The sequence below is a fragment of the Massilia haematophila genome, assembly GCF_042647645.1.
Lineage (GTDB): Bacteria > Pseudomonadota > Gammaproteobacteria > Burkholderiales > Burkholderiaceae_D > Telluria > Telluria haematophila.
This window is the reverse complement of record NZ_JBHRVV010000001.1, coordinates 229663-255989: the sequence shown is the minus strand read 5'-3', so window position 1 is coordinate 255989 and position 26327 is coordinate 229663. Positions and strand designations below refer to the sequence as shown.

General features: G+C 67.7%; 23 protein-coding genes. 2 read left to right on the top strand and 21 right to left on the bottom strand.

What is annotated here, in order from left to right; all coding sequences use genetic code 11:
- Positions 1-341: 341 nt before the first annotated feature.
- Positions 342-608, bottom strand: a complete 267-nt coding sequence (gene rpsT / locus ACFOPH_RS01130; protein ID WP_036216299.1) for a 30S ribosomal protein S20 — start codon at positions 606-608, stop codon at positions 342-344.
- 209 nt (positions 609-817) lie between these two features.
- Here rpsT and murJ point away from each other — a divergent pair, with 209 nt between their 5' ends.
- A complete protein-coding gene (gene murJ / locus ACFOPH_RS01125) occupies positions 818-2368 on the top strand; it encodes a murein biosynthesis integral membrane protein MurJ (RefSeq protein ID WP_312553890.1) in 1551 nt (516 codons plus the stop codon).
- Here the strand turns inward: murJ and ACFOPH_RS01120 are convergent, their stop codons facing one another.
- From ACFOPH_RS01120 to ACFOPH_RS01055, 14 genes are all read right to left on the bottom strand, one after another.
- A complete protein-coding gene (locus ACFOPH_RS01120; RefSeq protein WP_312553887.1) occupies positions 2369-3172 on the bottom strand; it encodes a type II secretion system protein in 804 nt (267 codons plus the stop codon). It lies immediately after the preceding gene.
- The gene (locus ACFOPH_RS01115) at positions 3166-3543 is read right to left on the bottom strand and encodes a type II secretion system protein (protein ID WP_312553884.1); all 378 of its coding nucleotides are present in this window, start codon (positions 3541-3543) and stop codon (positions 3166-3168) included. The genes ACFOPH_RS01120 and ACFOPH_RS01115 overlap by 7 nt, the downstream gene beginning before the upstream one ends.
- Positions 3544-3571: 28 nt before the next feature.
- The gene (locus ACFOPH_RS01110; RefSeq protein WP_379737840.1) at positions 3572-4105 is read right to left on the bottom strand and encodes a prepilin-type N-terminal cleavage/methylation domain-containing protein; all 534 of its coding nucleotides are present in this window, start codon (positions 4103-4105) and stop codon (positions 3572-3574) included.
- Between the two features lie 2 nt (positions 4106-4107).
- Entirely contained in the window at positions 4108-6117 is a 2010-nt protein-coding gene (locus ACFOPH_RS01105; RefSeq protein WP_379732932.1) for a secretin and TonB N-terminal domain-containing protein, read from the bottom strand.
- 26 nt (positions 6118-6143) lie between these two features.
- Complete coding sequence (locus tag ACFOPH_RS01100) at positions 6144-6668, bottom strand: hypothetical protein (RefSeq protein WP_379732930.1); 525 nt, start codon at positions 6666-6668, stop codon at positions 6144-6146.
- Positions 6665-7234: a hypothetical protein gene (locus ACFOPH_RS01095; protein ID WP_379732928.1), complete on the bottom strand. Its 570-nt coding sequence runs from the start codon at positions 7232-7234 to the stop codon at positions 6665-6667. Before ACFOPH_RS01095 ends, ACFOPH_RS01100 begins: the two co-directional genes overlap by 4 nt.
- Positions 7231-7776 carry a PilN domain-containing protein gene (locus ACFOPH_RS01090; protein WP_379732926.1) on the bottom strand — a complete coding sequence of 182 codons (546 nt, stop codon included), beginning with the start codon at positions 7774-7776 and terminating at the stop codon, positions 7231-7233. Before ACFOPH_RS01090 ends, ACFOPH_RS01095 begins: the two co-directional genes overlap by 4 nt.
- The gene (locus ACFOPH_RS01085; RefSeq protein ID WP_379732924.1) at positions 7773-8624 is read right to left on the bottom strand and encodes a hypothetical protein; all 852 of its coding nucleotides are present in this window, start codon (positions 8622-8624) and stop codon (positions 7773-7775) included. The genes ACFOPH_RS01090 and ACFOPH_RS01085 overlap by 4 nt, the downstream gene beginning before the upstream one ends.
- Positions 8617-10296, bottom strand: a complete 1680-nt coding sequence (locus tag ACFOPH_RS01080; protein ID WP_379732922.1) for a GspE/PulE family protein — start codon at positions 10294-10296, stop codon at positions 8617-8619. Before ACFOPH_RS01080 ends, ACFOPH_RS01085 begins: the two co-directional genes overlap by 8 nt.
- On the bottom strand, positions 10293-11492 hold the full coding sequence (locus ACFOPH_RS01075; protein WP_379732920.1) for a type II secretion system F family protein: 1200 nt from the start codon (positions 11490-11492) through the stop codon (positions 10293-10295). Before ACFOPH_RS01075 ends, ACFOPH_RS01080 begins: the two co-directional genes overlap by 4 nt.
- 30 nt (positions 11493-11522) lie before the next feature.
- A complete protein-coding gene (gene gspG, locus ACFOPH_RS01070; RefSeq protein WP_379732918.1) occupies positions 11523-11966 on the bottom strand; it encodes a type II secretion system major pseudopilin GspG in 444 nt (147 codons plus the stop codon).
- Positions 11967-12236: 270 nt separating this feature from the next.
- Positions 12237-15401 (bottom strand): S8 family serine peptidase, encoded by a 3165-nt coding sequence (locus ACFOPH_RS01065; RefSeq protein WP_312550139.1) that lies wholly within the window; start codon positions 15399-15401, stop codon positions 12237-12239.
- A 35-nt stretch (positions 15402-15436) separates the two neighbouring features.
- On the bottom strand, positions 15437-16180 hold the full coding sequence (locus tag ACFOPH_RS01060; protein WP_312550138.1) for an NF038120 family PEP-CTERM protein: 744 nt from the start codon (positions 16178-16180) through the stop codon (positions 15437-15439).
- Between the two features lie 463 nt (positions 16181-16643).
- Entirely contained in the window at positions 16644-17066 is a 423-nt protein-coding gene (locus ACFOPH_RS01055) for a hypothetical protein (RefSeq protein ID WP_312550137.1), read from the bottom strand.
- A 318-nt stretch (positions 17067-17384) separates the two neighbouring features.
- Here ACFOPH_RS01055 and ACFOPH_RS01050 point away from each other — a divergent pair, with 318 nt between their 5' ends.
- Positions 17385-17669, top strand: a complete 285-nt coding sequence (locus ACFOPH_RS01050; protein WP_312550136.1) for a hypothetical protein — start codon at positions 17385-17387, stop codon at positions 17667-17669.
- Positions 17670-17761: 92 nt separating this feature from the next.
- Here the strand turns inward: ACFOPH_RS01050 and ACFOPH_RS01045 are convergent, their stop codons facing one another.
- The 6 genes from ACFOPH_RS01045 to ACFOPH_RS01020 form a co-directional block, all read right to left on the bottom strand.
- A complete protein-coding gene (locus tag ACFOPH_RS01045) occupies positions 17762-18355 on the bottom strand; it encodes an NF038129 family PEP-CTERM protein (RefSeq protein WP_312550135.1) in 594 nt (197 codons plus the stop codon).
- 11 nt (positions 18356-18366) lie between these two features.
- A complete protein-coding gene (locus tag ACFOPH_RS01040; RefSeq protein ID WP_379732915.1) occupies positions 18367-21345 on the bottom strand; it encodes an ExeM/NucH family extracellular endonuclease in 2979 nt (992 codons plus the stop codon).
- 193 nt (positions 21346-21538) lie between these two features.
- The gene (locus tag ACFOPH_RS01035) at positions 21539-22633 is read right to left on the bottom strand and encodes a TIGR03790 family protein (protein WP_379732913.1); all 1095 of its coding nucleotides are present in this window, start codon (positions 22631-22633) and stop codon (positions 21539-21541) included.
- 9 nt (positions 22634-22642) lie between these two features.
- Positions 22643-23368, bottom strand: a complete 726-nt coding sequence (locus ACFOPH_RS01030) for a PEP_CTERM-anchored TLD domain-containing protein (protein ID WP_379732911.1) — start codon at positions 23366-23368, stop codon at positions 22643-22645.
- Positions 23369-23697: 329 nt separating this feature from the next.
- Positions 23698-25116, bottom strand: coding sequence for a mannose-1-phosphate guanylyltransferase/mannose-6-phosphate isomerase (locus ACFOPH_RS01025; RefSeq protein WP_312550131.1), 1419 nt, complete (start codon positions 25114-25116; stop codon positions 23698-23700).
- A complete protein-coding gene (locus ACFOPH_RS01020) occupies positions 25113-26282 on the bottom strand; it encodes an NDP-sugar synthase (protein ID WP_312550130.1) in 1170 nt (389 codons plus the stop codon). The genes ACFOPH_RS01025 and ACFOPH_RS01020 overlap by 4 nt, the downstream gene beginning before the upstream one ends.
- Between the last annotated feature and the right edge of the window lie 45 nt (positions 26283-26327).

The following is a 26327-nucleotide window of genomic DNA, read 5'->3' as shown; positions in this document are numbered from 1 at the left end:
TTCATCGTGCGAACAAGCGGTGGGTACGAGTACCCACCCTACGAACCGGTTCCCGTAGGGTGGGCACCCGTGCCCACGCGGTCTCACCGGTTGAATAGACGCGGTGCGGCATGCGGCGGCACGACAGCGTGGACACAGGTGTCCACCCTACAAACCCGAGCGCAGGGGCGTAGGGTGGGTTCTCGAACCCACCATCTTCATCGCGCGAACAGGCGGTGGGTACGAGTACCCACCCTACAAACCCGAGCGCAGAAGCGGAAAAACCCGCCGGGACCAAAGTCGGGCGGGTCTTTCTTCCACTGTACTGCCTGCGCGGCCAAGGCCGCGCGCCAACCGGTCTATTAGGCCGACAGGGCTTTCAGAGCAGCAGCCAGGCGGCTCTTGTGGCGAGCGGCCTTGTTCTTGTGGATGATCTTCTTGTCAGCGATGCTGTCGATGGTCGACACGGACTGCTGGAAGATGGTGGTTGCAGCGGCCTTGTCGCCAGCCTGGATGGCTTTGCGGACGGCCTTGATTGCGGTACGCAGGGTCGAACGCTGAGCGCTGTTGTGTGCGTTTTGCTTAACTGCTTGACGAGCGCGTTTGCGCGCTTGTGCGGTATTTGCCATGGAATTTCCTAAATCGGGGTCAAGTTGCGTTTGCAAACATTAGCGAGTCAAACTGGCCCATTCCAGTGCCTGCCAAACATAAGTGTCTGCTAACAGAATTCAGTACAGCCCACGATTATAGCGAAGGAATCCACGCCTAGCAATTCATAATTCACTATTCTCGCCAGATGAGCCGTGTGCAGGGTGTTGCCCAGCTATAATTACGCCCCATGAATCTGCTCAAGACCCTCGCTGCAATCTCCAGCATGACCATGGTGTCCCGCATCACGGGCCTGCTGCGCGAAAGTCTGTTCGCCGCCACCTTCGGCGCCTCGAACTTCACCGACGCCTTCAATATCGCCTTCCGCCTGCCGAACCTGCTGCGGCGCCTGTTTGCCGAAGGCGCCTTCTCGCAGGCCTTCGTACCGATCCTGACCGAATACAAGACGAAACACGGCCAGGAAGCGACCAAGACCCTGGTCGACCACGTGGCGACCGTGCTGATCTGGGCCACCATGCTGACCAGCGTGGTCGGCATCCTGGCCGCGCCGGTGCTGATCTACTGGATCGGCGGCGGCCTGCAGCGCGAGCCGGAGGCGTTCGACGCGGCGGTCGTCATGACCCGCCTGATGTTCCCCTACATCGCCTGCATGGCTTTTGTGGCCATGGCCAGCGGCGTGCTGAATACCTGGCGCCAGTTCAAGATCCCGGCCTTTACCCCGGTGCTGCTGAACCTGTCCTTCATCTTCGCCGCCGTCGTGCTGTCGGACTATTTTGCCCAGCCGATCTATGCGATGGCGGTCGGCGTGTGCATCGGCGGCATCCTGCAGGTGGCGCTGCAGCTGCCGCCGCTGATCAAGCTCGGCATGCTGCCTCGCCTGTCGGCCAACCCGTTCACCGGCCTGCGCGACGCCGGCGTGCGCCGCATGCTGGGCAAGATGGGTCCGGCCGTGTTCGCCGTCGCCGCGGCCCAGATCAGCCTGCTGATCAACACGACGATCGCCGCCAGCCTGGCCGCGGGCGCAGTCACGGCGCTGCAGTATGCGGACCGGTTGATGGAGCTGCCGACCGCCCTGCTCGGCGTGGCGCTCGGTACGATTTTGCTGCCGGGCCTGGCGAAAGCCAACACCGAAGGCGACACCCAGGAATACTCGTCCCTGCTGGACTGGGGCCTGCGCCTGACCTTCCTGCTGTCGATCCCGGCGGCAGTCGGCCTGGCGACGCTGGCCACGCCGATGATCGCCACGCTGTTCCACTATGGCGCCTTCGACGCCGCCGACGTGAACGCCTCGTCGCTGCCGCTGATGGCCTACAGCGCCGGCCTGCTCGGCTTCATCCTGGTCAAGACCCTGGCCCCGGCCTTCTTCGCGCGCCAGGAAGTGCGCACCCCGGTCAAGATCGCGGTCGGCGTGCTGGTCGCGACGCAGCTGATGAACCTGGTCTTCGTACCGCTGTTCGGCGTCGCCGGACTGGCGCTGTCGATCGGCGTCGCCGCCTGCCTCAACGCCGCCCTGCTCTACCGCGGGCTGCGCCGCCGCAATATCTACGTACCGCAGCCGGGCTGGGGCGTCTTCTTCCTGAAGCTGATGGTGGCCGTGTCGGTCATGGGCGCGGTCGCCTGGTTCTGCCAGATCCAGTTCGACTGGCTCGCGCTGCGCGCCCATCCGCTGCTGCGCGGCGGCGCCCTGCTCGGCATCATCGCCGTCTGCGGCATCTGCTATTTCGGCGTGCTCGGCGCCCTGGGCTTCCGCCCGCGCGACTTCAAGCGCCGCGCCAAGTAATCAGCGACCGCCCGGCCGCCCTTCCTCCGCCGGCGGCTCGGCGGGCGGCGCCGGTTCGGCTTCGGCCGGCTCGGACCGGGCCGGCGGCTCCTCGGGCTCCCGCGGCGGCTCGGCATCGTTCTCCGGCGGCGCGTCCTCCGCTTTGTCTGCCGTTTCATCCTGCGGTTTAGCCTGTGATTCGGCTGGTTCCGGCGCCGGCGGGACGGTCGGCGGCGCCGCTTCCGGCGCGGGGAACAGGGACGCCGGCTGCGGATTCGGCGTGTTCGGCGTGTTCGGCTGCAGCGCCGGCGGCTGACCGTTCGCCACCGCCGACCCGCTGGCGCTGGCGCCGGTGCCGCTGGCCGTGAACTTCCATTCCGACAGGTGCTGCTTGTTCTCGAAATTCTGGAAGCGGGCGTCGAAATTCGCCAGCTTCAGCGGCTGCGCCTGCGACAGGCTGTACACCGCCAGCACACCCACGTTGTCGCCCTGGTACACGATGCCCCACTCCTGCTTGCCCGTGAGCGGATCGACGTAGATCTTGCGCAGGTGGCGGCGCGTGCCGGGAAAGCGCGGGTCCTTGAGCAGCTCCTGCATGGTCGGCGGCGCGGTCGGATAACCGCGCGGCGTGGCGGCGGCATAGCTGCGCAGCGCTTCGCTGTACTCCGCGCCGATCTCGAGCAGCTCCTGTTCGGCGGCTACCCGGCGCAGCAGGGAATCGACCTTCAGCGTCGCCGCGCCCACCAGCCCCAGGATCGCGACGAAGATCACCAGGCCGACGTAGGTAAAGCCGGCATCGGGCGAGCGTACGCGCCGCGCTACCATTCGGCGTAGGGCCGGCCGTCGCGGCCATTTCCCGGTGCGCCGCTGCGGATGTCGTAGACCGCGCCCGGCGCCCCGTCTTCCGCGGGCGGCACCAGGACCCAGGTGGTCTCGCTTTCGGTGATCGGGTCGACCGGCACCCGCGCCAGGTATTTTTTCTCGACCAGCTGCTCCAGCGAATCCGGGTAGCGGCCGGTGTCGGCGTGGAACTGGTCGATCACGGCGCGCGTGTTGCGCAGGTTATCGAGCAGGATGGTTTCCTTCGTCTTGTCGACGCTCGGGAAAAAGCGCGGCACCGCCAGCGTCAGCAGCAAGGCGACGATGCCGAGCACCACCAGCAGTTCGATCAGGGTGAAGCCGCGCCGCTTGCGCATCCATGTACTCACCAAGTTTCGCATCGTGTCACCAGCGCCTGTAGGGAATGCCGTTCAGGCCGATCCTTGGCGAGGTCGAATGGACGTCGTAGACGTCGTCGCCCTCTTTCGGCTCCTCGGCTTCGCTGGCATAGCTGCGCTTGCCCCAGGTCTGCGCGTCCGCCAGTTCAGGATCGGGGTTGAAGGGATCGCGCGGCAGGCGGCGCAGGAAGTAGATCTTGGCCTGCTTCGGGCTGCGCAGGTCGGGCACGCCCTCGACCAGCAGTTCGAGTCGGGCCGGATAGCCGGTGGCGCCGGCGCTCTTCTTGATGCGGCCTTCGTCGCTGGCGCGCTTGTAGGCGTCGATCGCCAGGCGAATCTCGCGCAGCGACTGGCGCAACTGCTGTTCGTTGCGGCGCTGGACCACGGTCTGGCCGACCGGGATCACCAGGGTGGCCAGCAGCGCCAGGATGGCGAGCGTGACCAGGAGTTCGATCAGGGTGAAGCCGCGGGGGCGCGCGTCGGCGGCGCGCAGGCGTGGGTTGAACGCGTGGGCGGCGGAGCCGCCCACCCTACGGGTCAGCATCATGGGTTCGGGATCGGGGTGACCTGGACGGCCGGCGGCGGCGCGCTCGGCACGTTCGCGGGTGGCGCGTCAGGCGGCGGCGCGGCCGGCGCCGTGGTGCCGATCGGCTGCGACAGCGGCATGCCGGTCACCGGCGGCACGGTTGGCGTGACTGGCGGCTGGCCAACCGGCGGCGCGACCGGCGTGCCGTTGAGCGGCTGGGCAGCGGGCGCGCCGTTGCCCGGGAGCGCCGGACGGGCGCCCTGTACCGCCGGCATCGCCACCGGCTGGCGCACCGCCGTGTCGGGACGGCGGCGGAAGCTGGCTTCGGTGCCGGCGCCGAATTCGGAGGCCCCGGCCGGCGGACGCTGGATGGTGCGGATCAGGTGCGGCGTGATCGACAGCACGATCTCGGTCTTGTCGTTCGAGTCGCGCGTGCTGCCGAACAGGCGGCCCACGATCGGCAGCTGGCCGACGCCGGGCACCTTGCTGCCGCTGCTGCGGTCCTCGCTGCTGATCAGGCCGGCCAGCACCTGGTTCTCGCCATCCTTCAGCTGCAGCAGGGTCTGGGCCGAACGGGTGCCGATGCGGTAGGCGACCGAGCCGGAATTGGTCTTGATCGAGTCGATCAGGTTGCTCACCTCGAGCGAGATGCGGATGCCGACCTCGTTGTTCAGGTAGATGGTCGGCTCGACGTTCAGCGTCAGGCCCACGTCCACGTAGTTGATCGACTCCGAGGCGAAGCCGCCGGCGCCCGGCGACACGGTGGTGGTGATGTTCGGCACCCGGTCGCCGATCACGACCTTGGCCTTTTCCTTGTTGCGCACGCGGATGCGCGGGTTGGCCAGGGTGTTCGAGTCGGTGTCGGTCTTGTTGGCGTTGACCACGGCGCCAATGCCGCTCACGCCGATGGTGTCGCTGTTCAGGCCGCGCAGCTCGTTGATCGAGATCGGACCGCCCGCCGCCGCGACCAGCGGCGAGAAGCTCAGGCTGCCCGGCCAGCTCACGCCCAGGTCCATCAGGCGGCTGCGCTTGATCTCCAGCACCTCGACCTCGAGCATGACTTCCGGCTCGGGCACGTCCTGCAGCGCCACCAGCTGGGTGGCAAGCTTGATCGCCTCCGGGCTGTCGCGCAGGATCACCAGGTTCAGCTTCTCGTCGACGACCACGTCGCGCGACTTCAGGATGGTCTTGAAGGTGTTGGCGATGCTCTTCGCTTCGGCATTGGCGAGAAAGAAGGTCTTGACCGTCATCTCCTGGTATTCCTTGAGCTTTACCGCCACGTTCGGGTAGATCAGGATGGTGTTGCCGTCCATGACCTGGCGCTCGAGCTGGTTGGTCACCAGCAGGAAGTGCACCGCCGCCTCCACCGTGCTGTTCTTCAGGAAGATCGAGGTGCGCTGGTCCGCGCGCACGTCCTTGTCGAAGACGAAGTTCAGGCCCGAATGGCGCGCGATGATTTCGAAGACCTGGCGCAGCGGCGCCTCGCGAAATTCCAGGCTGATCGGCTTCCTGAAGGACGCGGCGAGCGCGGTGTCGGGCGTCGGCGCGACCGCCTTCTCGTCGACCTCGTTCAGCATCAGGCGCGCGCGCTCGTGGCCCGGGCGCTCGGTCAGGATCGCGGACAGCTTCTGGCGCGCGGCCTCGTAGTCCTTCTTCTCGACGTCGGCCGTGGCGGCATCGAGCATCGCGCTGTGGCGGCGGTCGGCCTCGACCTGGCGCATGCCGGCGCGGCCGCGCTCGTTGGCCGGATCGACTTCCAGCACGCGCAGGTAGCCGGCGGCGGCATCGTCGGCGCGGCCCTCGGCCAGGTCGCGCTCGGCCTGCTCGACCAGGCGCGTGGCGGTGGCGTCGCGCGCGCGCAGGAAGGCGGCGCGGTAGAGCGGATTGCCGGGGTCGGCCGCCACCGCTTCGCGGTACTTGGCCAGGCCGGCGCCGACCTGCTCCTGGGCGACCAGCGCATTGCCCTCCTGGTAAGCGCGCTGGGCGGCGCAACCGGCCAGCAGTGCGCCGGCCAGCGCGGCTACCACGATCGCTCGAATCCGGGAACGAACCATTAGTCGAATGCTCCAATGTTGAGCTGCTGAACCTGGTTCAGCGGCAGGTAAGTCAGGGTCAAGAGCGGCGGCGCGATGCGCTCGACGCGCCAGGCGCCGTCGATCACGCCGCCCTCGACCGCGATGTGGGTGCGCTCGCCGCTGGCCAGGTAGACCTCCCACTTGCCCTCTTCCAGCGACTTGCCGATGAAGCTGTAGGGCAGGCGCGGGGCGACCGGCGGTGGCGGCGGGCCGGATTCCTGCGGCGGGGGCGGCGGGGGCGGCGGCGTCCAGTCCTGGCGGGCGAACAGCGCGTCCCCGTCCGCCTTGCCGGCGTCGCCGACCAGTTCGTCGCGCGGCTGCAGGCGCAAAATCACCGGTTCACGCGCGCCGGAGGACGGGCGTTGCGCATTCGCGGCGACAGGCACAGCCGCCGGACGCTCGACCGCCTCGGCCACCTCCGCCTCCGGGGCCTTGTCGCCGAAGGCGGCCAGCGCGGCGGCAATCGCCAGCGCCAGGCCCAGCGCGATGTGGCGCGGCTTCATCGCGGCACTCCCGGAGTCTCGAGCACGTACAGCGTCAGGCGCAGCCGCGCCTCGACATTGGCCTGGCCGATGGTGTCGCGCCGGAAGCTGATGTCGTCGAGCGAAGCGAAGGGAATCGCGCGCAGCGAGAGCAGCGCGAACTGCCACACCTGGCCGTAGCTGCCCTGCACCGGCAGGTTGACCTGGTAGGTGTAGAGCTTGGCGTTGCGGTCGTAGCCGCTCTTGTATTCGCCCTGGCGCAGCACCAGGCCGGTTTTGGCGGCGATGCCGAACAGGGTTTTCACCTGCTGCTCGACGTAGCGCTTCTGGCCCAGGGAATCGTAGAACAGCGCCAGGTTGGCATCGGCGCTGGCCACCGGTGCCGCCTGGGGCGCCGGCGGCGGCTGCGCGGCTGCGCGGCGCGCCAGGGCACGCTCGTGCTCGAGGGCGTCGCGCGCCGGCACCAGCCAGGCCAGGGTGGCGAAAGCGGCCGCGTACAGCAGCGCGGCCAGGAACAGCAGCGGGCTGAGGCGCCCCAGGACCAGGCGCAGGCGCAAGACCAGCGGCGCGAGGGCGGCGTTCTTCATGGCGCGCCCCACAAGGCGTCGAGCTGGAAGCGGATCGGCCGGTTCGGATCCTGCTCGCCGATCTCGTGGCGCACCAGCGTGACGGCACCGAACCATTCCTGTTTCTGGAGCGCTTCGACGTAGGCGATCATGTCGTCGCTGCCGCGCGCTTCGGCGGTGATGCGCAGCACGCGCTTCTTCGCGTCCGGTTCGAGCGAGAGCAGCGCGACCGACGGCGGCGTCGCCGCGCGCACGGCGTCGTGCAGCGCCCGCCACGGCAGGTTCAACTGCATCACGGCGGCATTCACCGCCGCGGCCTGCTGCTCGCCCACCGGCGGCAGGCGCTGCGCCACCGGCTGGGCCGCGGGCGCGCCGGCGCGCGTGCGCAGGGCCGCCTGCAGCGCCTCGACCTCTTCCCGCGCTTCGTCGTAATTCGACACGTTGACGAGCACCGCGAAGCACAGCGGCAGCGCACCCAGGACCAGGCCCCAGGCCGGGCGCGGCGCGTGGAACAGGGTGCGGCGCAGGCTGGGGCGGGCAAAATCGAGACGCACGCGCTTCATGCCGCGCTCCCGGTGCAGGCCAGCCGCACGGCGGCGGAGCGCACCTGATCGACCGCCTGCTCGCCCTCATCCTCGTCCTCGAGCAGGGTGCAGCCGAACTTCAGGCGCCCTTCGTGGCTCGCCCAGCTGCGCGGCGCCGGGCCGCACACCTGCACCCGTTCCGGCCGCCCTACCCCGACGCGCAGCGCCTCGCGCGCCACATGGCTTTCCAGCCAGTCGCGGTCGGCGCCGGGCGGCACCACGGCTGTGCGCAGCGCCGCCAGCGCCGCGCCGTCGTAGGCGGCCAGCGTCAGCACCTGGCCGTGCATCAGGCCGAACCAGGCACCGGGACGGTGCCGCTTGCGCCAGTGGTTCATCGCGACCACGAACTGCGGCACGATCTCGACCAGGTGGCAGCGCGCCTCGCGCGCGGCCTGCTCCAGCACGTCGAGCAGCGCGGCCGGCAGGGCCGCGGCCAGGAAGGGCCGCGTGGCCTGCCAGTCGGCGGCGATCTTCCAGCCGCCAGGCGGCGCGCCGAACAGGGATTGGAAGCGCATCGCGGCGGCCGCTTCGAGGTCGGCCAGCTGCGCCGCGCCGGGCGGCGGCGCGACCTGCCACATGCGCGCCAGTTCGTCGGCCAGCACCACGCTGACCGGCCAGCCGGCGACCTCTGCCCCGGCCTCGGCCAGCAGCGCGCGCAGGGCGGCGCCCAGGGCCTGCGGATCGTTGGCGTCGGCGCAGCGCGCCTCGGCCAGCACGGCCGTGCCGCGCGCGAACACGCGGCTGGTGCGCACCAGCGCCAGGCTGTCGTGGCCGATGCCGAGCCGCAGCGCTTGCCCGGGCAGTCTGAGTCGTCCAGGTCTAGGCATGCTGGGTCACCCGTTTGATTTCGTCGAGCGTCGTGGCGCCGCGCCGCACCAGGTCGAGCGCGGCCAGGCGCAGGCTGCGCGTGCCGTTGGCGTGGGCCGCGGCCTTGATGCGGCGGATCGGCTGCTTGTCGACGATCAGCTCGCGGATCTCGTCGTTCAGGGTCAGGATCTCGGCGATCGAGCGGCGGCCCTTGTAGCCGGTGCCGCGGCAGTCGCCGCAACCCTTGCCGCGCATGAAAACATAGTCCTCGACGGCGTCGCGCTCCAGCCGCACCGCCAGCAGTTCCCCGTCGCTCGGCACGTACTGGGTCGCGCAGTGCGGGCAGTTCATGCGCACCAGGCGCTGGGCCCAGATGCCGTTCAGCGCCGACACGAAGGCGTAGGGATCGATGCCCATGTGGGTGAAGCGCCCGAACACGTCGAACACGTTGTTGGCGTGGACCGTGGTCAGCACCAGGTGGCCGGTGAGCGCGGACTGCACCGCGATCTCGGCGGTCTCGCGGTCGCGGATCTCGCCGACCATGATCTTGTCCGGGTCGTGGCGCAAGATGGACCGCAAGCCTTTCGCGAAGGTCAGGCCCTTCTTCTCGTTCACCGGGATCTGCAGGATGCCGGGCAGCTGGTACTCGACCGGGTCCTCGATGGTGATGATCTTCTCGCGGCCGTTGTGGATTTCCGTGAGCGCCGCGTACAGGGTCGTGGTCTTGCCCGAGCCGGTGGGCCCGGTCACCAGCAGCATGCCGTAGGCTTCCTGGGCCAGGGTGCGCAGCGTGGCCAGCGACGGCGCGTCGAAGCCGAGCGCTTCCAGCGTCAGCGAACCGTAGGCCTCGATCATGGCGCGCTTGTCGAGGATACGGATGACCGCGTCCTCGCCATGGATGCTCGGCATGATCGAGACGCGCAGGTCGATCTCGCGCCCGCCCGCCTCGACGCGAAAGCTGCCGTCCTGCGGAATGCGGCGCTCGGCGATGTCGAGTTCGGCCAGCACCTTCAGGCGCGAGATGATGTGCTCGGCCAGCTCGATGCCGCCCACCGTGGTGGCGTGATCGAGCACGCCGTCGACGCGGTATTTCACTGCCAGGCCGGACGCCGTACTTTCCAGGTGGATGTCCGACGCCCCGGCCTTGAGCGCATCGTAGAGCGTGGAGTTGACCAGCTTGACGGCCGGGCTGCCGGCCTCCGACACCGAGGCGAAGGACAGCACGGCGGCGGTCTTGCCGTCGCGCCGGGCTTCGCCGTTGCTGGTGGCCAGGGTGTCGACCGCGCGCGCCGAGGCTTCCTGGCGCGACAGGTAGGCCTGGATGTCGGACTGCAGCGCCAGGCGCAGGTGCAGCGGCGCGCGCGGCGTGGCGCCGGCCTGGCTCGAGAGCCAGGTCTGCTGGTCGAGATCGAAGGGGTCGGCGATCACGCCCGTGACCTGGCCGCCGGGGCCGCGCAGCAGCACGCAGTGGCGCGACATGGCCTGGGCCAGCGGCAGGAGGTCGAAGGCCGGCTCCTGGCTGAGCATTTCGGCCGTTTCCATCACCGTCAGGCCGAAGGGCTCGGCCAGCGCGGCGACCAGCTGGCGCGGATCGAGGCCGGTCAAGGCTTCCAGCTCGGCCACCAGCGAGCGCTGCGACTGGCGGCTCTGGGCGCGGGCGCGTGTCAGGAGCGCGGAATCGATGACGCTCACGACATGTCCCCCGCCAGGTCAAAGATCGGCATGTACAGCAGCACCACGATGGCGCCGACCACCAGGCCGATGGCCGCCATCAAGAGCGGTTCGAAGGTGCGCGTGAAGCGGTCGATCCAGCGGCTGATCTCGCCGTCGTAGAAGGCGGCGGACTGCGTCAGCATCGGCCCCATCTCGCCGGTGCGTTCGCCCACGCGCAGCATGCGCAGCGAGATCGGGGTCGTCAGGCCGTGGGCCTCGAAGGCGCTTGACAGCGGGCGGCCCGATTCGATCGCGGCGCGGGCGCCCGCCAACGACTGGCGCAGCGTGGTCGAGACCATCGGCTGCACGGTCTCGATGGCGTTGACGATGGTGATGCCGCCCTCGGTCAGCATGCCGAGCGTGAGATACAGGCGCGAGAGTTCATAGATGCGGGCGCGCTCGCCGATGCCGGGCAGGCGCGCGAGCAGGCGGGCGATGCCACCGCTCCTGATCGCGCGGCGCACGCCGGCAATCAGCAGCGCCACCAGAGCCGCGGCGCAGAGCAGGATCGCCATGCCGTGGCCGGCCGCGAACTGGCCCCATTCGAGCAGCAGTTGCGACATCCACGGCAGGTTGCGCCCTGCCCCCTGGTAGACCTCGGCGAAACGCGGCACCACGTAGCCGATCAGGAAGGCGCTGACGCCGCCACCGACACCGAGCAGGATCACCGGATAGATCGAGGCGCTGACGATTTTCGAGCGCACGGTATCGACGCGCTGCTGGTATTCGATGTAGCGCGACAGGGCGCGCGGCAGGTCGCTGGTGCCTTCGGCGGCGCGCACGATGCCGATGTACAGCGGCGGGAACAGCGACGGCTGGGCGGCCAGCACGCTGGAGAAGCGCTTGCCTTCGCGCAGGCCGGCGAGCAGGCGTTCGAGCACCGTGCGCGAGGCCGGATTGGCTTCCTTTTCCAGCAGGGCTTCCAGGCCCTCGACGATGCCCAGGCCCGCGTTGAGCAGGGCCAGCAGCTCCTGGCTGAACAGGACCAGCGAGAGCTTGCCGCCGCGCTGGCGCGCCAGGCGCGCATCCAGTGCGAAACGCGCCGCCGGTTCTACCGCGCTGACGAACAGGCCGCGCGCCTCGACCTGGCGGCGCGCGTCGGCTTCATCGAGCGCGTCGACGACGAGACTGGTGATCGAGAGATCGGGCGCGAGGGTGCGAACCGCAAACTGCATGTGGACGTGCCCGGGTGGATGAGGGGTGGATCAGAGCGAGGAGATATCGGCGTTGTCGCCGGTACCGCCTGGCTGCCCGTCCTTGCCGAACGAGACGATCTCGTATTCTCCCTTGGCGGAAGGCGAACGGTATTGATACGGATGGCCCCACGGGTCCATCGGCACGCCCTTCTTCAGGTAGGGGCCGTTCCACTTGGCGCCGGCGCTCCCCGGGGCCGTCATCAGCGCGGCCAGGCCTTCTTCGCCGGTCGGATAGCGGCCGACGTCGAGGCGGTAGGTGTCGAGCGACTTCTCGAATGCCTCGATCTGGGCCTTGGCGATCGTGATTTCCGACTTGCCGAGCTGGGAAAAATACTTCGGGCCGACATAGGCCGCGAGCAGGCCGATGATCACGATGACCACCAGCAGTTCGAGCAGCGTGAAGCCGCGCGCGCCGGTGCGCCAGGAACGACGTTGTGACAAAACTGCATGCATCCGACCAACTCCTCGAAAACCGACATCCGGAGCGATACGGGCGCCTTCCAAGGCGCGCGCACCGCCAAGCGAACACGACAATGCTCAACGCAGCAAGGCTACCATGCCGCTTCGCGCCTCGACAATAACTCTTTCAAGAAAGGAATGGAAACAGCACCCCGCGTGTCTCGTTCCCGTCTTTCAAAAAAAACGGCCGCGCCGGCAAGCCGGCACGACCGCGGTGGCTGGACCGCATGCCCGCGGTCCAGCCGGCGCCGCATCGATCGCGGCTCAGTCCTGCAGCTTGCTGGTGGCGCGCTGGGCCTCGACGGTCGGCACCCCGGCTGCGCCGGTCGCCACGCGCAGCACGGTCGTTGCCTGCACCACGCCGCCCGCATCGAGGAACTGGGCGCCGCCGAGGTAGGTCTGGTTCTCCGCCAGGCCCGACCAGCTCATGCCCACCGTCGTGTTGTTGCCGGCTACCACTTTACCCGGCACGGCGACGGTGAACTTGCCGCCGCTGTCGGACGGCGTCACCACCCACGAGGACAGCTTGTGGGTCATCACCGGCAGGCCACCGTAGGCGACCACGCAGACCCGGTAGGTACCGGCTGCGGGCGCGCTCACCTGGACCGCCTCGCCGCTGCCCTCGTTGCCCGAGTAGGCCCAGCTGCCGTTCGGCGCCAGCACGCCCATGTCGTGGTCGTCGTCCGGCGCGCTGACGTCGGCCTGGCGCAGGGCGAAGCGGGCCACGATCGTCCCGGCCGGGACCGCGACGCTGTAGACCTTCACCGAAGGCGTGCTTTCGCCGGCAGCGCAGACCGTGCGCAGGTTCGCCGAACTCAGCGGCTGCGGCACCAGCGACGCCATGTCACCCAGGGTGACCGGCTTCAGGCCGCCCTTGATGTAGCCCATGCGCCCCGAGAAGCCGGTCTTGACCGGGAACAGTTTGCTGCCCGTGACCTTCTCGCTGGTCATCTCGGCTGGGGCGATGATCGCCTGCCCGACTTTCGCCTGCACCGGGATGCGCACCGTATTGCCGGCGCCGGTCCAGGTCAGGTTGCCGAACTGCCAGACATCGCGCTGTGCGGTGGTCGCGGTCAGCTTCACCGTGAAACTGCCGCGCGCGCCCGGCGCCAGCGTCAGGCTGGCCGGGGTGACCTGGGCGGTGAAGCCCGGCACCGAGGCGACGGCGTTATAGGTGGCGCTGGCGCCGCCGACGTTGGTGACCGTGCGGCGCACCGTGACGTTGCCCTGCACGCCGCTGACCGTGATCGATGGCAGGTTCAGGTTATAGGTCTCGTCTAGGGTGCCGTAGGTGGTGCAATCGGACGCCGGCGAGACGGCCGCCTTGTTCACCTTGCACTGGTAGGCAACGAAGTCGGCCTTGCCGGCGTCGTACACCAGGCCGGGGTTGACGGCCTTGTTCGGGTCGACGTGGCCGGCTCCTTGCGCCCACGGCAACAGGCCGTTCTGTGCGCCCGGCAGGTTGTCGTTCAGGGTGCTGTAGCCGGTGGTCATCAGTGCCGACTTGATCGCGGCCGGCGACCAGTCCGGATGCGCCTGGCGCAGCAGCAGCGCGAGGCCGGCCACGTGCGGGCTGGACATCGAGGTGCCCTGGTAGGACGCGTAGGCGGCCGGCGGCACCAGTTCGCCGCTGACGACGGCGGCATGCTGGGCCGGGGTCAGGGCCGGCGTGACGCTGGCCAGGATGTCGACGCCGGGCGCGGTCAGGTCGGGCTTGAGGATGTTGCTGTCGCCCATGTTCGGGCCGCGCGAGGAGAAGCCGGCCATGATCGGCGCCGGCTTGGTGCCGACGACGAACTTGCTCAGCGCCGAGGTCGCCGCCTGCTGCTGGGCTGCCGCATAGGCTTTGATCGCCGCGCCGTCGGCCGCGCTCACGTGCACGCTCGGCACCGAGTGCGTTTCGGCAACGAGGCCGGCGCCGGTGTCGACCTGGATCATGCCGACGCCGCCGGCATTCTTCACCGCCAGGCTCTTGTCGACGCGGGCATTATTGCCGCGGGTGCAGATCACGATCTTGCCGGCGACCTTGGCCGGATCCAGCAGGACCTGGCCGGCGGCAGCGGCGGCAACCGGGTCGCTGAAGCACAGGGTGGCATTGCCGCCGCCCAGGCCGGCGTCTTCCGCGCGGATCAGCGCGGTCTGCGGCAGCGGCTCCGGGTTGGTCGAAGCGCCGGTGTACCTCACACCATTGCCCAGCACCACGTCGGCCTGGAAGCTGCGGTCGTGGGTCGAGGCGGCAACCGTGGTCAGCCAGGGGCTGATGTGGGCCACGGCGTTGGCCGGGCCGCTGTTGCCGGCCGAGGCCGCGACGAAGACGTTGGCCAGCGAGGCGCGGTAGAAAGCCTGCTCGACCGCGTCGGCGACCGAGGTCTGGGAACCGCTGATCGAATAGTTGATGACGTTGACGCCATCCTTCACCGCCTCGTCGATCGCCTTGACGGAATCCGAGTTGTAGCAGCTGTTGCGCGAGTTGCTGCCGTCTTCGTTGGTTGGGTCGTTGTAGGTCCAGCAGACCTTGTAGGAAGCGACGCGGGCGCGCGGAGCGATGCCCGAGGCCTGGCCCAGGGTGATGCCGTCGATGACGAGGTCGACATTGGCATTGCCGGCGGCGGTCGATGCCGTGTGGTCGCCATGGCCGCCGTGGCCCGAGCTGAAGCCGTCGCTGCCGACGTTCGAGTCGCGCGGCGAGACGAAGTCGGTCCAGTTCATGGTCCGGCCCGAGGCCAGGAAGCCGGCGTTGAAATACTTCGCGCCGACCAGCTTGTTGTTGCAATGAATCACCGGATCGAAGCCCTCCCCGCTCTGGCAGCCGCCGAGGAAGCTGATCGGCGGGCTGGTGTAGGCGAGCGAACCGGCCGGGTCGAAGGTCGGCTTGCCGTTGGCGTCGACGCGGTCGGCAAAGGACGGGTTCTCCGGCCAGATGCCGCCGTCGACGATGCCGACGACCATGTTCTCGCCCTTGACGAGCGAGCCGCCCGCGTATTGCGACCACAGGCCGCCGCTGGCGCTAAGGCCCAGGAAACGCGCGGTCGAGATGGTATCGAGGTGGCGCGGCTGGTCGGCCTGCACGTCGGCGACGTCGGCGTTGTTGCGCAGGGCGAGCACTTCGTCGTCGGTCAGCAGGGCGGCGAAGCCGTTCAGGACGACGTCGTAGTCGGCGATCACCTGGGCGCCGCCGATGGTGGCGAGCACGGCGTTCTTGCGGTCGCCCAGGTAGCGCACGTAATCCTGGACGTTCTGGGCGCGGTAATCGAAAGCGACGCCGGGGGCGGGCTGGGTCGGCGCCAGTCCGGCGACGCCGCCGACGTAGGTGGCGGCCGGCTGGTCCTGCAGCTGGACGATATAAGGGCGACGGGTTTGCTGGGCGCTGGCGCTGGCAGCCAGCAACAGGAGCACCGCGACCGAAATGGGACGTAGGCTTGGCATCATGTTGTTCTCACAGGTCTGGTCGGATGGGGCGCGGGTCAGGCGGCGCGGCGGCGGGAATAGGCAAAGCCCAGCAGGCCCAGGCCCAGCAGTGCCAGGCTGCCCGGTTCCGGCACCTCGACGTCATCCGCGGAGACCGTCACGATGTTGTCGATTGCAAAATTGGCCAGGTTCGAGTTGCGGTTGCAGCTGCCGGTGGCGTCGCAGGCATAACCCAGCACGCGCACGAAGGCGACATCCAGGCTGCTCAGGTAATCGGTGCTGTAGCTGGCGAAGTTGAACGCGCCGCCGGTGGGGCCGGACAGGCCGTACTGGGTCGCCGCGCCGACGGCGTAACCATACTGGTCGAAGCCCTGCAGCACCAGCAGGCCGCTGGTGGACGGGAAGCTTTGCTGGCCGGCGCCGATGAAGCTGGCCTGGAAGCCCTGCAGGCGGAAGGTGGAACCGCTGTTCAGGCCGAAGTAGAAATAGCCGTCGTTCAACATCGAGAGATAATTCGACGGGTTGTTGACCGGGCAGGACACCGAGAAGCAGGTATCCCGGTCGCGGCCGTCGACGATCGCGCCGGCGAGGTCGCTGGCCAGGGTGCCGCCATAGGTTTCCACCCAGTAGTTCCCCATCTCGACGTAACCGCCGCTGAACAGGAACGGGCTGTCGAGCGCCGTTTCGAAGTTGAGCACGCCGGCTTGCGCAAAGCCGCAGGTGCCAAGCGCTACGGCGCCGATGATGTTCTTGATGAGTCCTTGCGCATTGCGCGCATGCTTCCGTGATGTGTAAGCCACGATTTCCCCAGTTCAGATAAACCAAAAATTAGGCAATACCCGGAACCCCCTGCAACCGGATGACGCCCAGCGTGCGCCCCGTCGCCCCGTCGATGGCTTGACAAGCAACTCGGCAATAAGCGGGAAGCATGATGCATGCCAGAAAATTTAGTTCATGAATTTCAATGACTTGCTACGATCAAATTTTTATTTGTAAAAATCTGTAAGATTTTTCGACTGCGTTTCTGGGCGTGCAGGCTCAGCAGGGGGATGCTGGAGGGAGGAAAGCGACCGGGAAAAACACGGCAGACCGGGAAACGGACGTGCAGGATCGCGCCCTGCCGCGACAGGGCCTGGCAGGGCACCACGGGAAAAAGGCGCGACACGTCGAGGCGCGCGGCCAAGCAGGCCCCGGCTATGCGAGAAGAAGTTGGCAGCGCCTGAAGCGCGGGTCGCAGATGGACCGCAGTGTCAGCGCCAGGGTTTAACGGGCATCCAGGGCGTCGCCCAGCTGGCAGCTGCCGGCGCGGCAGCTGACGGCCGGCGGCGCAATGGCGCGGCAGTCCGAGAGCATGCCGGAACGGGTATTACGCTCCTGCTGTTCGCCGCGGTAGCGGTCGGCCAGGGCCTGGACATCGCTGACGGGCGTCTTGGCGGTGGACCAGGCCAGGTAGCCGGCCGGGCCGCCGCAGGGGCGCGCACCGATGGGCAGGATCTGGCACTGGCTATCGGACGAGCATTCCGCCTTGCCGATCAGGCTCTTGATCTGGGCGAGCGTGTCCGACTGGGCTGGCGCCGGCGCGGTTGCCAAAGGAGGCGCGGGCTGGGCCGCTGGCGTGGCCGGAGCATCGGCCCGGGTGGTGCAGGCCGCGCAGGCCAGCAGTGAAAGAAGGACAAGTTTTCGCATCAGCTCATCATACGCTTGCCGCGCCTGTGGTCAAGCGTGCAAGCCATTGCGGCAAGTTTTTCGATGCCGCGCCGGCAGCGCTCGATCGCTTACGCGCGGCTGTGGCTGCAAAGCGACGGGCGTCACAACAAGTTACTTTGAAGAATGTCTTGTTTCTCGTAGGATATATCTTACTATCAGCATTCAACTTCACCTATCTTACATTCATTTAACGTTCAATATCTTTTAACTTCGCTCATCTTTACATAAATAAATTGATGCTTGGAAAAAATTCTCGCTACAATGGCCTGCATCATTGACGAGCCCGCTTCAAACATCATGAACACGCTACGCCTTCGTAACCTTCTCGGTATTTCGCTGATCGCCGCCGCGCTGTGCGCCTGCGGCGGCGCCGACCTCGACACCCCGGCGATGCCGGTCGAGACCGCCGCCACCACCACCGTCGTTGACCTGTCGGTCGACCCGGCCTCTGTCGGCCAGACACCGGCGCCGGACTGCGCCGCCGAGGGCTGCGCCGGACTGCGCATCATCGACGGCAATGCCGAAGCCTTCCGCATCGACGCCATGCGGGGCGCTGCCCAGGAAGGCGGCGCCGGCGCCTGAGCCGGCAACTCCCCTCTTCCCGGTCCGCCGCGCCAGAATGAAAAAGGCACACCGGGCCGCAGCCGGGTGTGCCTCGCCAGGAGCGCTGGCGCTTAGCGCATGCGGCGCTGGCGCAGGGTCCAGCCCACCATCATCAGGCCCAGCGCCAACAGGGCCAGCGCTGCCGGCTCGGGCACCTCGCTTACGGTCGAGATCGTGACAAAGGCGTTATCCGGCGAAATCGCCAGGCTGCCCGGCGCGACTTCGAACTGTGCCAGGTCACCGTCCATGCCGAGATACGCATCCATCGCTTCGTTGATGAGCGCGATTCCCAGCACGGAAGCGTCGCCCTCGAGACCGACGGCAAACTCCAGGTTGAAGCCGAACACGCCGCCCAGGGTTACCGCCTGCAGCAGGTGGGCGTAGCCCTCGGCATTCCCCATGAGAACGTTCGATTCGACGTTGCCGCTGGCATCGCCATCCGTCACGCCCAGGCCGTACAGGCCGGTGAAATTGCTCAGCGTGAAGGTCGCTGGCGCGGCCGTGCTGGCGTCGCCCAGGAACAGGAAGTCGAGGAAGCCGGTGCCGGTCATGCCCTGGGTATCGATCGTCACGTGGTAGATCGGGCCGGCCGAGGCGGCCCCGGCGCCGGTGGCGAGCATCAGCGCCAGCAGCGCACGGGTGAACAGGTTTTTCAGGTTGAACATGGTTCGATTCCTCAGAAGGTGCCGGAGAACAGCTTGGCGGTGTAGCCAATGCCGGTTTTCGCTGGGTTGGTAAAGACGGTGGTGACGGTCACGGAGGCGCCGGCGGCAAGCGAGCCGCCCGGCAGCGTCAGATAAGGCGCGCCGTTCTGGTCGCCGCTCTTGCCGTCGAGCGTGACGCCGGCCGTCAGGCCCTGCAGCACCAGGTGCAGCGGGCCGTTGAGCGTCGCGCCGCTGGTGTTGGTGATGGTCACGGTGCCGCTGGTCTTGCCCGTGAGGCGGTTCATGGTGAAGCCCGACTTGGCGATCTTCGCCGAGGCGGTCACGTCGCTGAAGGCCGGCGCCAGCGCCAGGCTCACCACCACCGGATCGTGGTCCGAGGCACGGTAGGCGTTCTTCACGTACGGGTCCTCGGCGGTGTCGTTCAGGTTGTAGTCGATCGCATCCGGTTCGTCGGCGTTGTTGTGCCACTCGGTCACGCCCGCGACCTGGGCCGACAGACTGGTGCTGGCCAGCGCGTGGTCGAGGTAGCCGCTCTCGGCGCCGAACACGTAGGAATACGGAATGCCGGTCGGACGCACGAAGCGCTCGATCTCGTTGACGTAACCGGCGGCGTTCAGCAGGCGGATCGGATCTTCCATGCCGTAGGCGTTCATGTCGCCCACCACCAGCACGTCCGGGTCGTTGGCCGCGGCCACCACCTGCGGCAGGAAGTAGTCGCGCAGGCGCGCCGCCTGTTCGACGCGGGTGGCGTTCCAGCAGCCCTGGCCGTCGCCCCTGTCGCTGTCGCCGCCGCTGGCGCCGCCGCAACTGCCCTTCGACTTCAGGTGGTTCACGACCAGCGAGAACCTGCCGCCGCCGTTCGCCGCCTTGAAGGTCTGGGCCATGGGCGGACGGTTGTTGACGGCGTCGCCGTCCGACAGCGCGGCGCCGGCCAGGCTGACCGCGGCCGGCTTGTAGATCATCGCCACGCGGATCGCGTCGGTGCCGGTGGCCGCCGGTTTCGGCACGACGGCATAGGTGCCGGCGCCCATCTTCGCATTCAGCTGGTCGACCAGGTAGGAAGCGGCGATGTCGCCGTTGTTCTGGATTTCCATCAGGCCGACCACGTCCGCATTCACGGCGCTGAGGGACTCGACGATCTTGTCGCGCTGGCGCACGAATTCGGCCATGTTGTCGGCGCCGCGGCAGTTCGAGGCGCGGGTGGTGCCTCCGATGGTGCAGCCCTGGCCGGTACGGCCCCAGGCGTCGTCGCCGTTGGTGAAGGTGGTGAAGAAATTGAGCACATTGGCGCTGGCGACCTTCACGTTGCCGGCGGCCAGCAGCGGGGCGGGCAGGCGCTCGTTGGTGCGCGAGAACACCGGGGTGACGGTCGGCTGCACCTTGAAGGCCGCGCCGCCGCCGCCGATTGCGCCGAAATCGAGCACGCCGGTGAGGTCGGTCACGGTGTCGCCCGTGCGCACGGTGCCGTCGTCGGCCAGGTAGGGAATCGTGGTCGGCGCAACAAAAATGCCGTCGTCCAGCACGATCATGTTGGCGGCGTTCTCCTGCGCCAGCGCCTTCGCTTCCGGCGAGCCGGCCGGGTAACGGTTGGTCGGGATCTCGCGGCGGCCATACGACAAGCTCAGTTCGCCGCGATCGCCCAGGTAAGCGTTGCCGTTGACGGTGAGCGGCGTGGTGAAGCGTACCAGCATGCCTTCGAAGCGGGCCAGGTCGGCGTTCGGCATCTCGACATTGGTCGGGGCGATGCTGTAGCCGCTGCCGAGTTTCGTGACGTTCGTCAGGTCCTTGAATTCGGTATAGGTACGAGTGGCGCCGCTCGGCTTGTACTCGGTGACGGTGCCGGTGATGCGCACCTGGTCGCCGACATTCGCCGCGCCGGCGCTGCCGAACACGAAGATCGCATCCGAGGTGGCCGGATCGCCGTCGCCGTTACGGTCCTGCAGGAAGAAGCCGCTGCCGACCTTGGCGGTGATCACGCCCTGGGTGGTCTGCACGGTGTTGTTGTAGGCGCTGGTCGGGCCGCTGCCCTGGATCTGCGGGATGGTGAGCTGGCCGGCGACGCTTACGGCGATGTTGCAGCTGGCGTTCTGGCCATCGTTGTTGGCGAAGGTGACGCGCAGCGGATAGTTGCCGGCGGCGACAGAAGCGCCAACCGACAGGGTCGCATTTGCGCTGCCGCCGGTGGCGCCGGCCGGCACGAAACCGGTCAGCACTATGCCGGGTACGGCGCCCGATTCGATGGCGGCGCTGTTAACGATGCTGTCGGCGTCGCTGGCCGAGAGTGCTACCACGGCGCCCTGGCCTTGCTCGGCCTGCACGCTGGCCGGGCAGTTCAGGACGATGGGCTGCACCACCGGGCCGGCATTGCAGCTGTTCAGCGGCGAGGTCGAACGGCGTGGGCCGGCGACCGGCGCGGCCGTGAAGTCGAGGGCATTGTTGTCGGTATCGACGCAGCCAAGTTCCGCGCGCTGGATCGAGTTGACGATCGACGGCGCCGGCGCGCCCGCGGTCTCGTAGCGGTTGGCGGTGCCGAAACCCACCATGTCGACCACTGCTTCGCCTTCCGGCGTGGCCATCGGCTTGGCCACGCTGGCCAGCGCGACCTTGCCGGTCGTGGCCGACAGGCTCAGGCCGCCGGCCTGGTCGGCCACGCCGACGTCGCTGCCGGTGGCGGCGCCCTGCCCCGTCACCAGGAAGTATTGCCCCGGTTGCAGGCTGACGTCCGGCAGCGCCGTGGCCTGCCAGGTGGTGCCCGTTGCCGATTGATACTGCACGCTCCAGCCCTTCAGGCTGACCGGGCCGCCGCTGCGGTTGAACAGCTCGATGAAGTCGCGGTTCCACAGCGCGCCGCCGCTGCCGGCGCCGCCGTAGACCTGGCTGATCACGACATCGCCCGGGGTGGCGAAGGCCGGCGCCGCCAGTCCGGCCAGCAGTGCGGCCAGGACAGTCAGCCGCCCGGCTGGAGCTTGTGTTGCAACGTGCATTTTCATGGGCATCCTAAGTGAAGGAATTGGAGGTAACAGTTGTTATTACAGGTAGGCATTTTATTATCGGAAACGATAATAAATCCACAATTTGACAGGATAATGACGAGCAATCCCCGTTTCGGTGCGGCCGATGAGGTATGCGGACAACATCTGCACGTGAACGGCACCCCGGCGGGGCGCGGCGCGGACCTGGCCATCAGCGCCGCCGGTAGGGTGCCGCCAGCGGCTCGCCGATGAACAGGCCCTGGGCCGGCCAGGCCACGCTCTTCCAGTAGGCCTCGATGGCGCTGTTGCCCTGCACGTAGTGGCGCAGGAGCACGGCCGGGTTCGGGAATTTCTGCCAGTGGTTGCAGGGCTCGCTGACGGTGCCGTAGCTGGCGGTGGCGCCCGCCTCCAGCCAGCGCAGGCTGCTCATCTGGCGCGTGCCGAGCAGATCGCCGCCGTGCGAGGTCAGGTGGTCGGCCAGCGCGCCGGGCAGGAAATGCAGGGTGTCGAGCTTGTCGACACTGGCCTTGCCGAGCTGGTAGATCATGATGTCGCGCGCGTTCTCCAGCGCCTCGGCGCGCAGCGGGCGGGTCGCCAGCTTCTTCGCCTCGATGCGGCCTGCCGGCGGAAAGAACACCGTGCGGCTGTTGCGCGGCGTCTCGCGCGTGGTCAGGTAGTAGGCGCTGGCCGGCGCCAGCCGGAAGCCGCTGGCGACGCCGCGGTCGACCAGGGCCCTGGCGGCGGCCACCGATTCGGTCGGCAGCAGCATCGACAAGCGCATGCCGTGAGTGGCATGGGGTCGCGTGCTGTCGGCGTTGAAGTAGGCGCTGGGCCGGCCGGCGGCGCAGGTGTCGCGGCACAGCGCGGCATCGAAACCCAGGGTATAGGCGCCGGTGATGGAGTTGCAGGCCACGGCATAGGGCGCGGTCCAGACCATCAGCACGGCCTGGATGTCCGGCCCGAGCTGGCGGTCGATCTCGTCCTTCAGCGTCGCAAAGCGTTCCGGCTCCAGGCTGCGCGGCTTGCCGGGTATGCGCACGTGCACCACGTTGGCGGCGGGGATGGCGCGCCGGCGCCGGTAGTAGTCGCCGACGGCGACGCTGGCCGGGTCATCGTCGTTGATGACGATGGCCAGCTGCGCCGCACGCAGGCCGCCCCGTTCCTGCAACTGGAACGCGCGATGGGGCAGCAACCTCGGCTGCAACTGCGGCTGCAACCTCGGCTGCAACTGCGGGGGCTGCACCTGCGCCGCGGCGGCGCCGTGCAGCAGGGCCAGCACCAGCGCCGCGCACAGGAGCCTGGGCATGACCGGCCGTCAGGCGCGCCCGAGCCGTGGTGGGCGCCCGCGGCGCAGCCCCCGCCGATGCACCAGCACGACCAGCCCCAGCCCCGCCGCCAGCATGGCCGCGTGCGCCGGTTCGGGAATCGGCGACACCGCATACAGTTCCATCGCATCGATGCTGAACAGCTGTCCGCCGACGCTCTGGTCGATGATGCTGCGACCCTCGCCGGCAGGGTCGCCGTAGCTTAAGCGCCAGGACAGGGTCGTGTCGAGCCGGTCGTTGACGAACAGGTCGGGGCCGGCGCCGAACGAGGGTCCCTGGTTCGGCGCGTTATAGGTCTGGAACGAGCCCTGGCTGGGCAGCTCGAAGCCGGTCAGCACCTGGCGGTAGACGGCGGGCACCGTGTAGTTGAACAGGAAGGCGGTGCGCTGGAAGTCGCGCGGGGTCAGGTTCCAGCCGCTGTCGAATTCCCAATCCTGCGGGTTGTAGCCGCCGATCAGGTAGCTGTTTCCCGCGGGGTCGCTGACGCGCATCAGCGTGAAGGTTGGCCCGCGCTCGTCGACGGCTGCGTGGAAGTCGAGCGAGGTGTCGCCCGCCTGGCGGGTATACAGATTGGCGAAGACCTGGTCGCCGGCGCCGAGCCAGCGCTCGAGCTGGCCTTCGAGTACGGGATCCAGGGGCGGGTCGCCGGTTTGCGCCGACGCCTGTGGAACGGCAAGGGCCAGCGCCAGCGCGCCGGCTGCAAGGAGCGTCTTCATGATCACCTCCTGATGGGGTTCACTGACCGGGTCATTGTATGCCTGGCCCGTGGAGGGTCTCACACTGTTGACTTAAGGATGTTGCGCTGAACGATGACGGGGTTTTGAAGGGTGGGTTCTTGAACCCACGCGGTACGGCGGCGGCGCCTCGCACAATTTCGCGGGGCACCGATATCGCGTCGAGCCACGGTTAACGACACCCGGCACGCCACGACTACAGCTCGGTTGCACCGCGTGGGTTCAAGAACCCACCCTACGAAAAGCAGCCCCGCCGCAGTCGCAAAAAAACGGGCCTTGCGGCCCGTTTCCATTCCTGCGAATGCGCGTGCTTACGAACGCTTGTAGATGTCCTCGAAGCGGACGATGTCGTCCTCGCCGAGGTAGCTGCCCGACTGCACTTCGATGATGTGCAGCGGCAGCTTGCCCGGGTTTTCCAGGCGGTGGTTCATGCCGATCGGGATGTAGGTCGATTCGTTTTCCGACAGCAGGCTGACCTTGTCGCCGCAGGTGACGCGCGCGGTGCCGGAAACGACTACCCAGTGCTCGGCACGGTGGTGGTGCATCTGCAGCGACAGCTTCTCGCCCGGCTTGACCGTGATGCGCTTGACCTGGAAGCGGTCGCCCGCGTCGATGCCCTCGTAGTGGCCCCAGGGGCGGTAGACGCGGGTGTGGTGCAGGTGCTCGGTGCGCTCCTTCGACTTCAGGTGATCGACCACCTGCTTGACGCGCTGGACCTGGTCCTTGTGGGCGACCAGCACCGCGTCCTGGGTCTCGACGACGACGATGTCCTCGACGCCGACCACGGCGACGATGCGGCTCTCGGCGCGCACCAGCGAATTCTTGACGCCGTCGAGGTAGACGTCGCCGCGCTTGGCGTTGCCGTTCTCGTCGTGCTGCTGCACTTCCCACAGCGCCGACCACGAGCCGACGTCGCTCCAGCCGATGTCGGCCGGCACCACGACCGCGTCCTGGGTGTGCTCCATGACCGCGTAGTCGATCGAGTCCGACGGGCAGGCCGTGAAGGCCGCTTCGTCGAGGCGGCAGAAGTCGAGGTCGCGGTAGCCGGTGTTGACCGCCTTGTCGGCGGCGGCGGCGATTTCCGGAGCAAACTTGGCCAGCTCCGCGAGATAACGCTCGGCGGCGAACATGAACATGCCGCTGTTCCAGTAGTAGCCGCCGTCGGCGAGGAAGGCCTGGGCGGTTGCCAGGTCCGGCTTCTCGACGAAGCGCTCGACCTGGTAGCAATCGTCACGGGCCGCCAGCGCCGCGCCGCGGCGGATGTAGCCGTAGCCGGTCTCGGGCGACTTCGGCACGATGCCGAAGGTCGCCAGGCCGCCGCCCTTCACCATCTCGGCGGCGCGCAGCACCGCGTCCTTGAAGGCTTCGCGGTTCTCGATCACGTGGTCGGCCGGCAGCACCAGCATGACCGCTTCCGGATCGACGGACTTCAGGTAGTGCGCCGCCGCGGCGACGGCCGGCGCGGTGTTGCGGCCGACCGGCTCGAGCAGGATCCCCAGGGGCGTGATGCCGGCCGCGCGCAGCTGCTCGGCCACCATGAAGCGGTGATCGTTGCCGCAGACGACGAGCGGCGCCATCAGGCCAGGCAGGCCGGAAACACGCAGCGCGGTTTCCTGCAGCATGGTCTTGTCGGCCACCAGCGGCAGCAGCTGCTTGGGCAGCACCGCGCGCGAGAGTGGCCACAGGCGGGTACCGGCACCGCCGGAGAGGATCACTGGGTAAATCTTCATGCGTTCGCTTTCTCTAGGTTGTTACTTTTCTGACTTGCGATTTCTTTGCGGCTGCTGCGGCGGCGGTCGCGTGCATTCAGCCATTCTTCGGAGCTGTATTCGGAAGCGTGCTTCATCTCCCCTGCGCGGTCGACACTGTATTCCTTGAAAACTATCATTTCATGCAATGTTACATCATGCAACACTCGAGTATATTCAAACAATACGCTGCGCACGATCTCCGCGCCTTCGCAGATGTGGCTGCCGTGCCCGATCCAGGTCGGGCCGACGATATGGGCGCCGGCTTCGATGCGCACGCCGGAGCCGATGTAGACCGGTCCTTCGATCCTGGTGCCGCCGCTCCAGTCGATGCTGGTGTTCAGCCCGACCCACAGGCCCGGCTCGATCTGGGTGCCCGGCACGTCCATGTGGTTGACCTCGCCCGTGAGCACGGTCTGCAGCACTTCCCAGTAGTCGGACATGGTGCCGATGTCGAGCCAGTTGAACGGGCGGCGCTGGGCATAGAACGGCAGGCCGCGCTCGGCCAGCAGCGGGAACAGCTCGGAGCCGATGTCGAACGGCACACCGGCCGGAATCAGGTCGATCACTTCCGGCTCGAAGATGTAGATGCCGGTGCTGATGTAGTTCGACAGCGCTTCTTCCTGGCTCGGCTTTTCCTGGAACTGCTTGATGCGGCCTTCCTCGTCGGTCACGACCACGCCATAGGACGACACCTTGTCCCACGGGACTTCCTTGGTGATGACCGATGCCATCGCGCCCTTCTTGCGGTGCTCGAGCAACGCGGCCTTCAGGTCGAGGTCGATCAGGGCGTCGCCGCACAGCACGATCGTGGTGTCGTCGAAAAATCCGCCGAATTCCTGGATCTTCTTCATGCCGCCGGCCGAACCGATCGGCTCAGGCACGACGGTGCCGTCATCCCTCAGGTAACCTTCGAAGGAATAGCCGATCTGGACGCCGAACTGCTCGCCCTCGCCGAAATACTCTTCGATCTTTTCGTGCAGCCAGCTGACGTTGACCATGATTTCCGTGATCCCGTGCTTCTTCAGGTGTTCGACCAGGTAAGCCATCACTGGTTTGCCGAGAAGTGGAATCATCGGTTTCGGAAGGTCGTACGTGAGCGGGCGAACGCGCGTGCCCTTGCCTGCCGCGAGAATCATAGCTTTCATTGAACCGTCCTTTGGTGGGGGTCTTGATAAACCTACTGCGCGTCG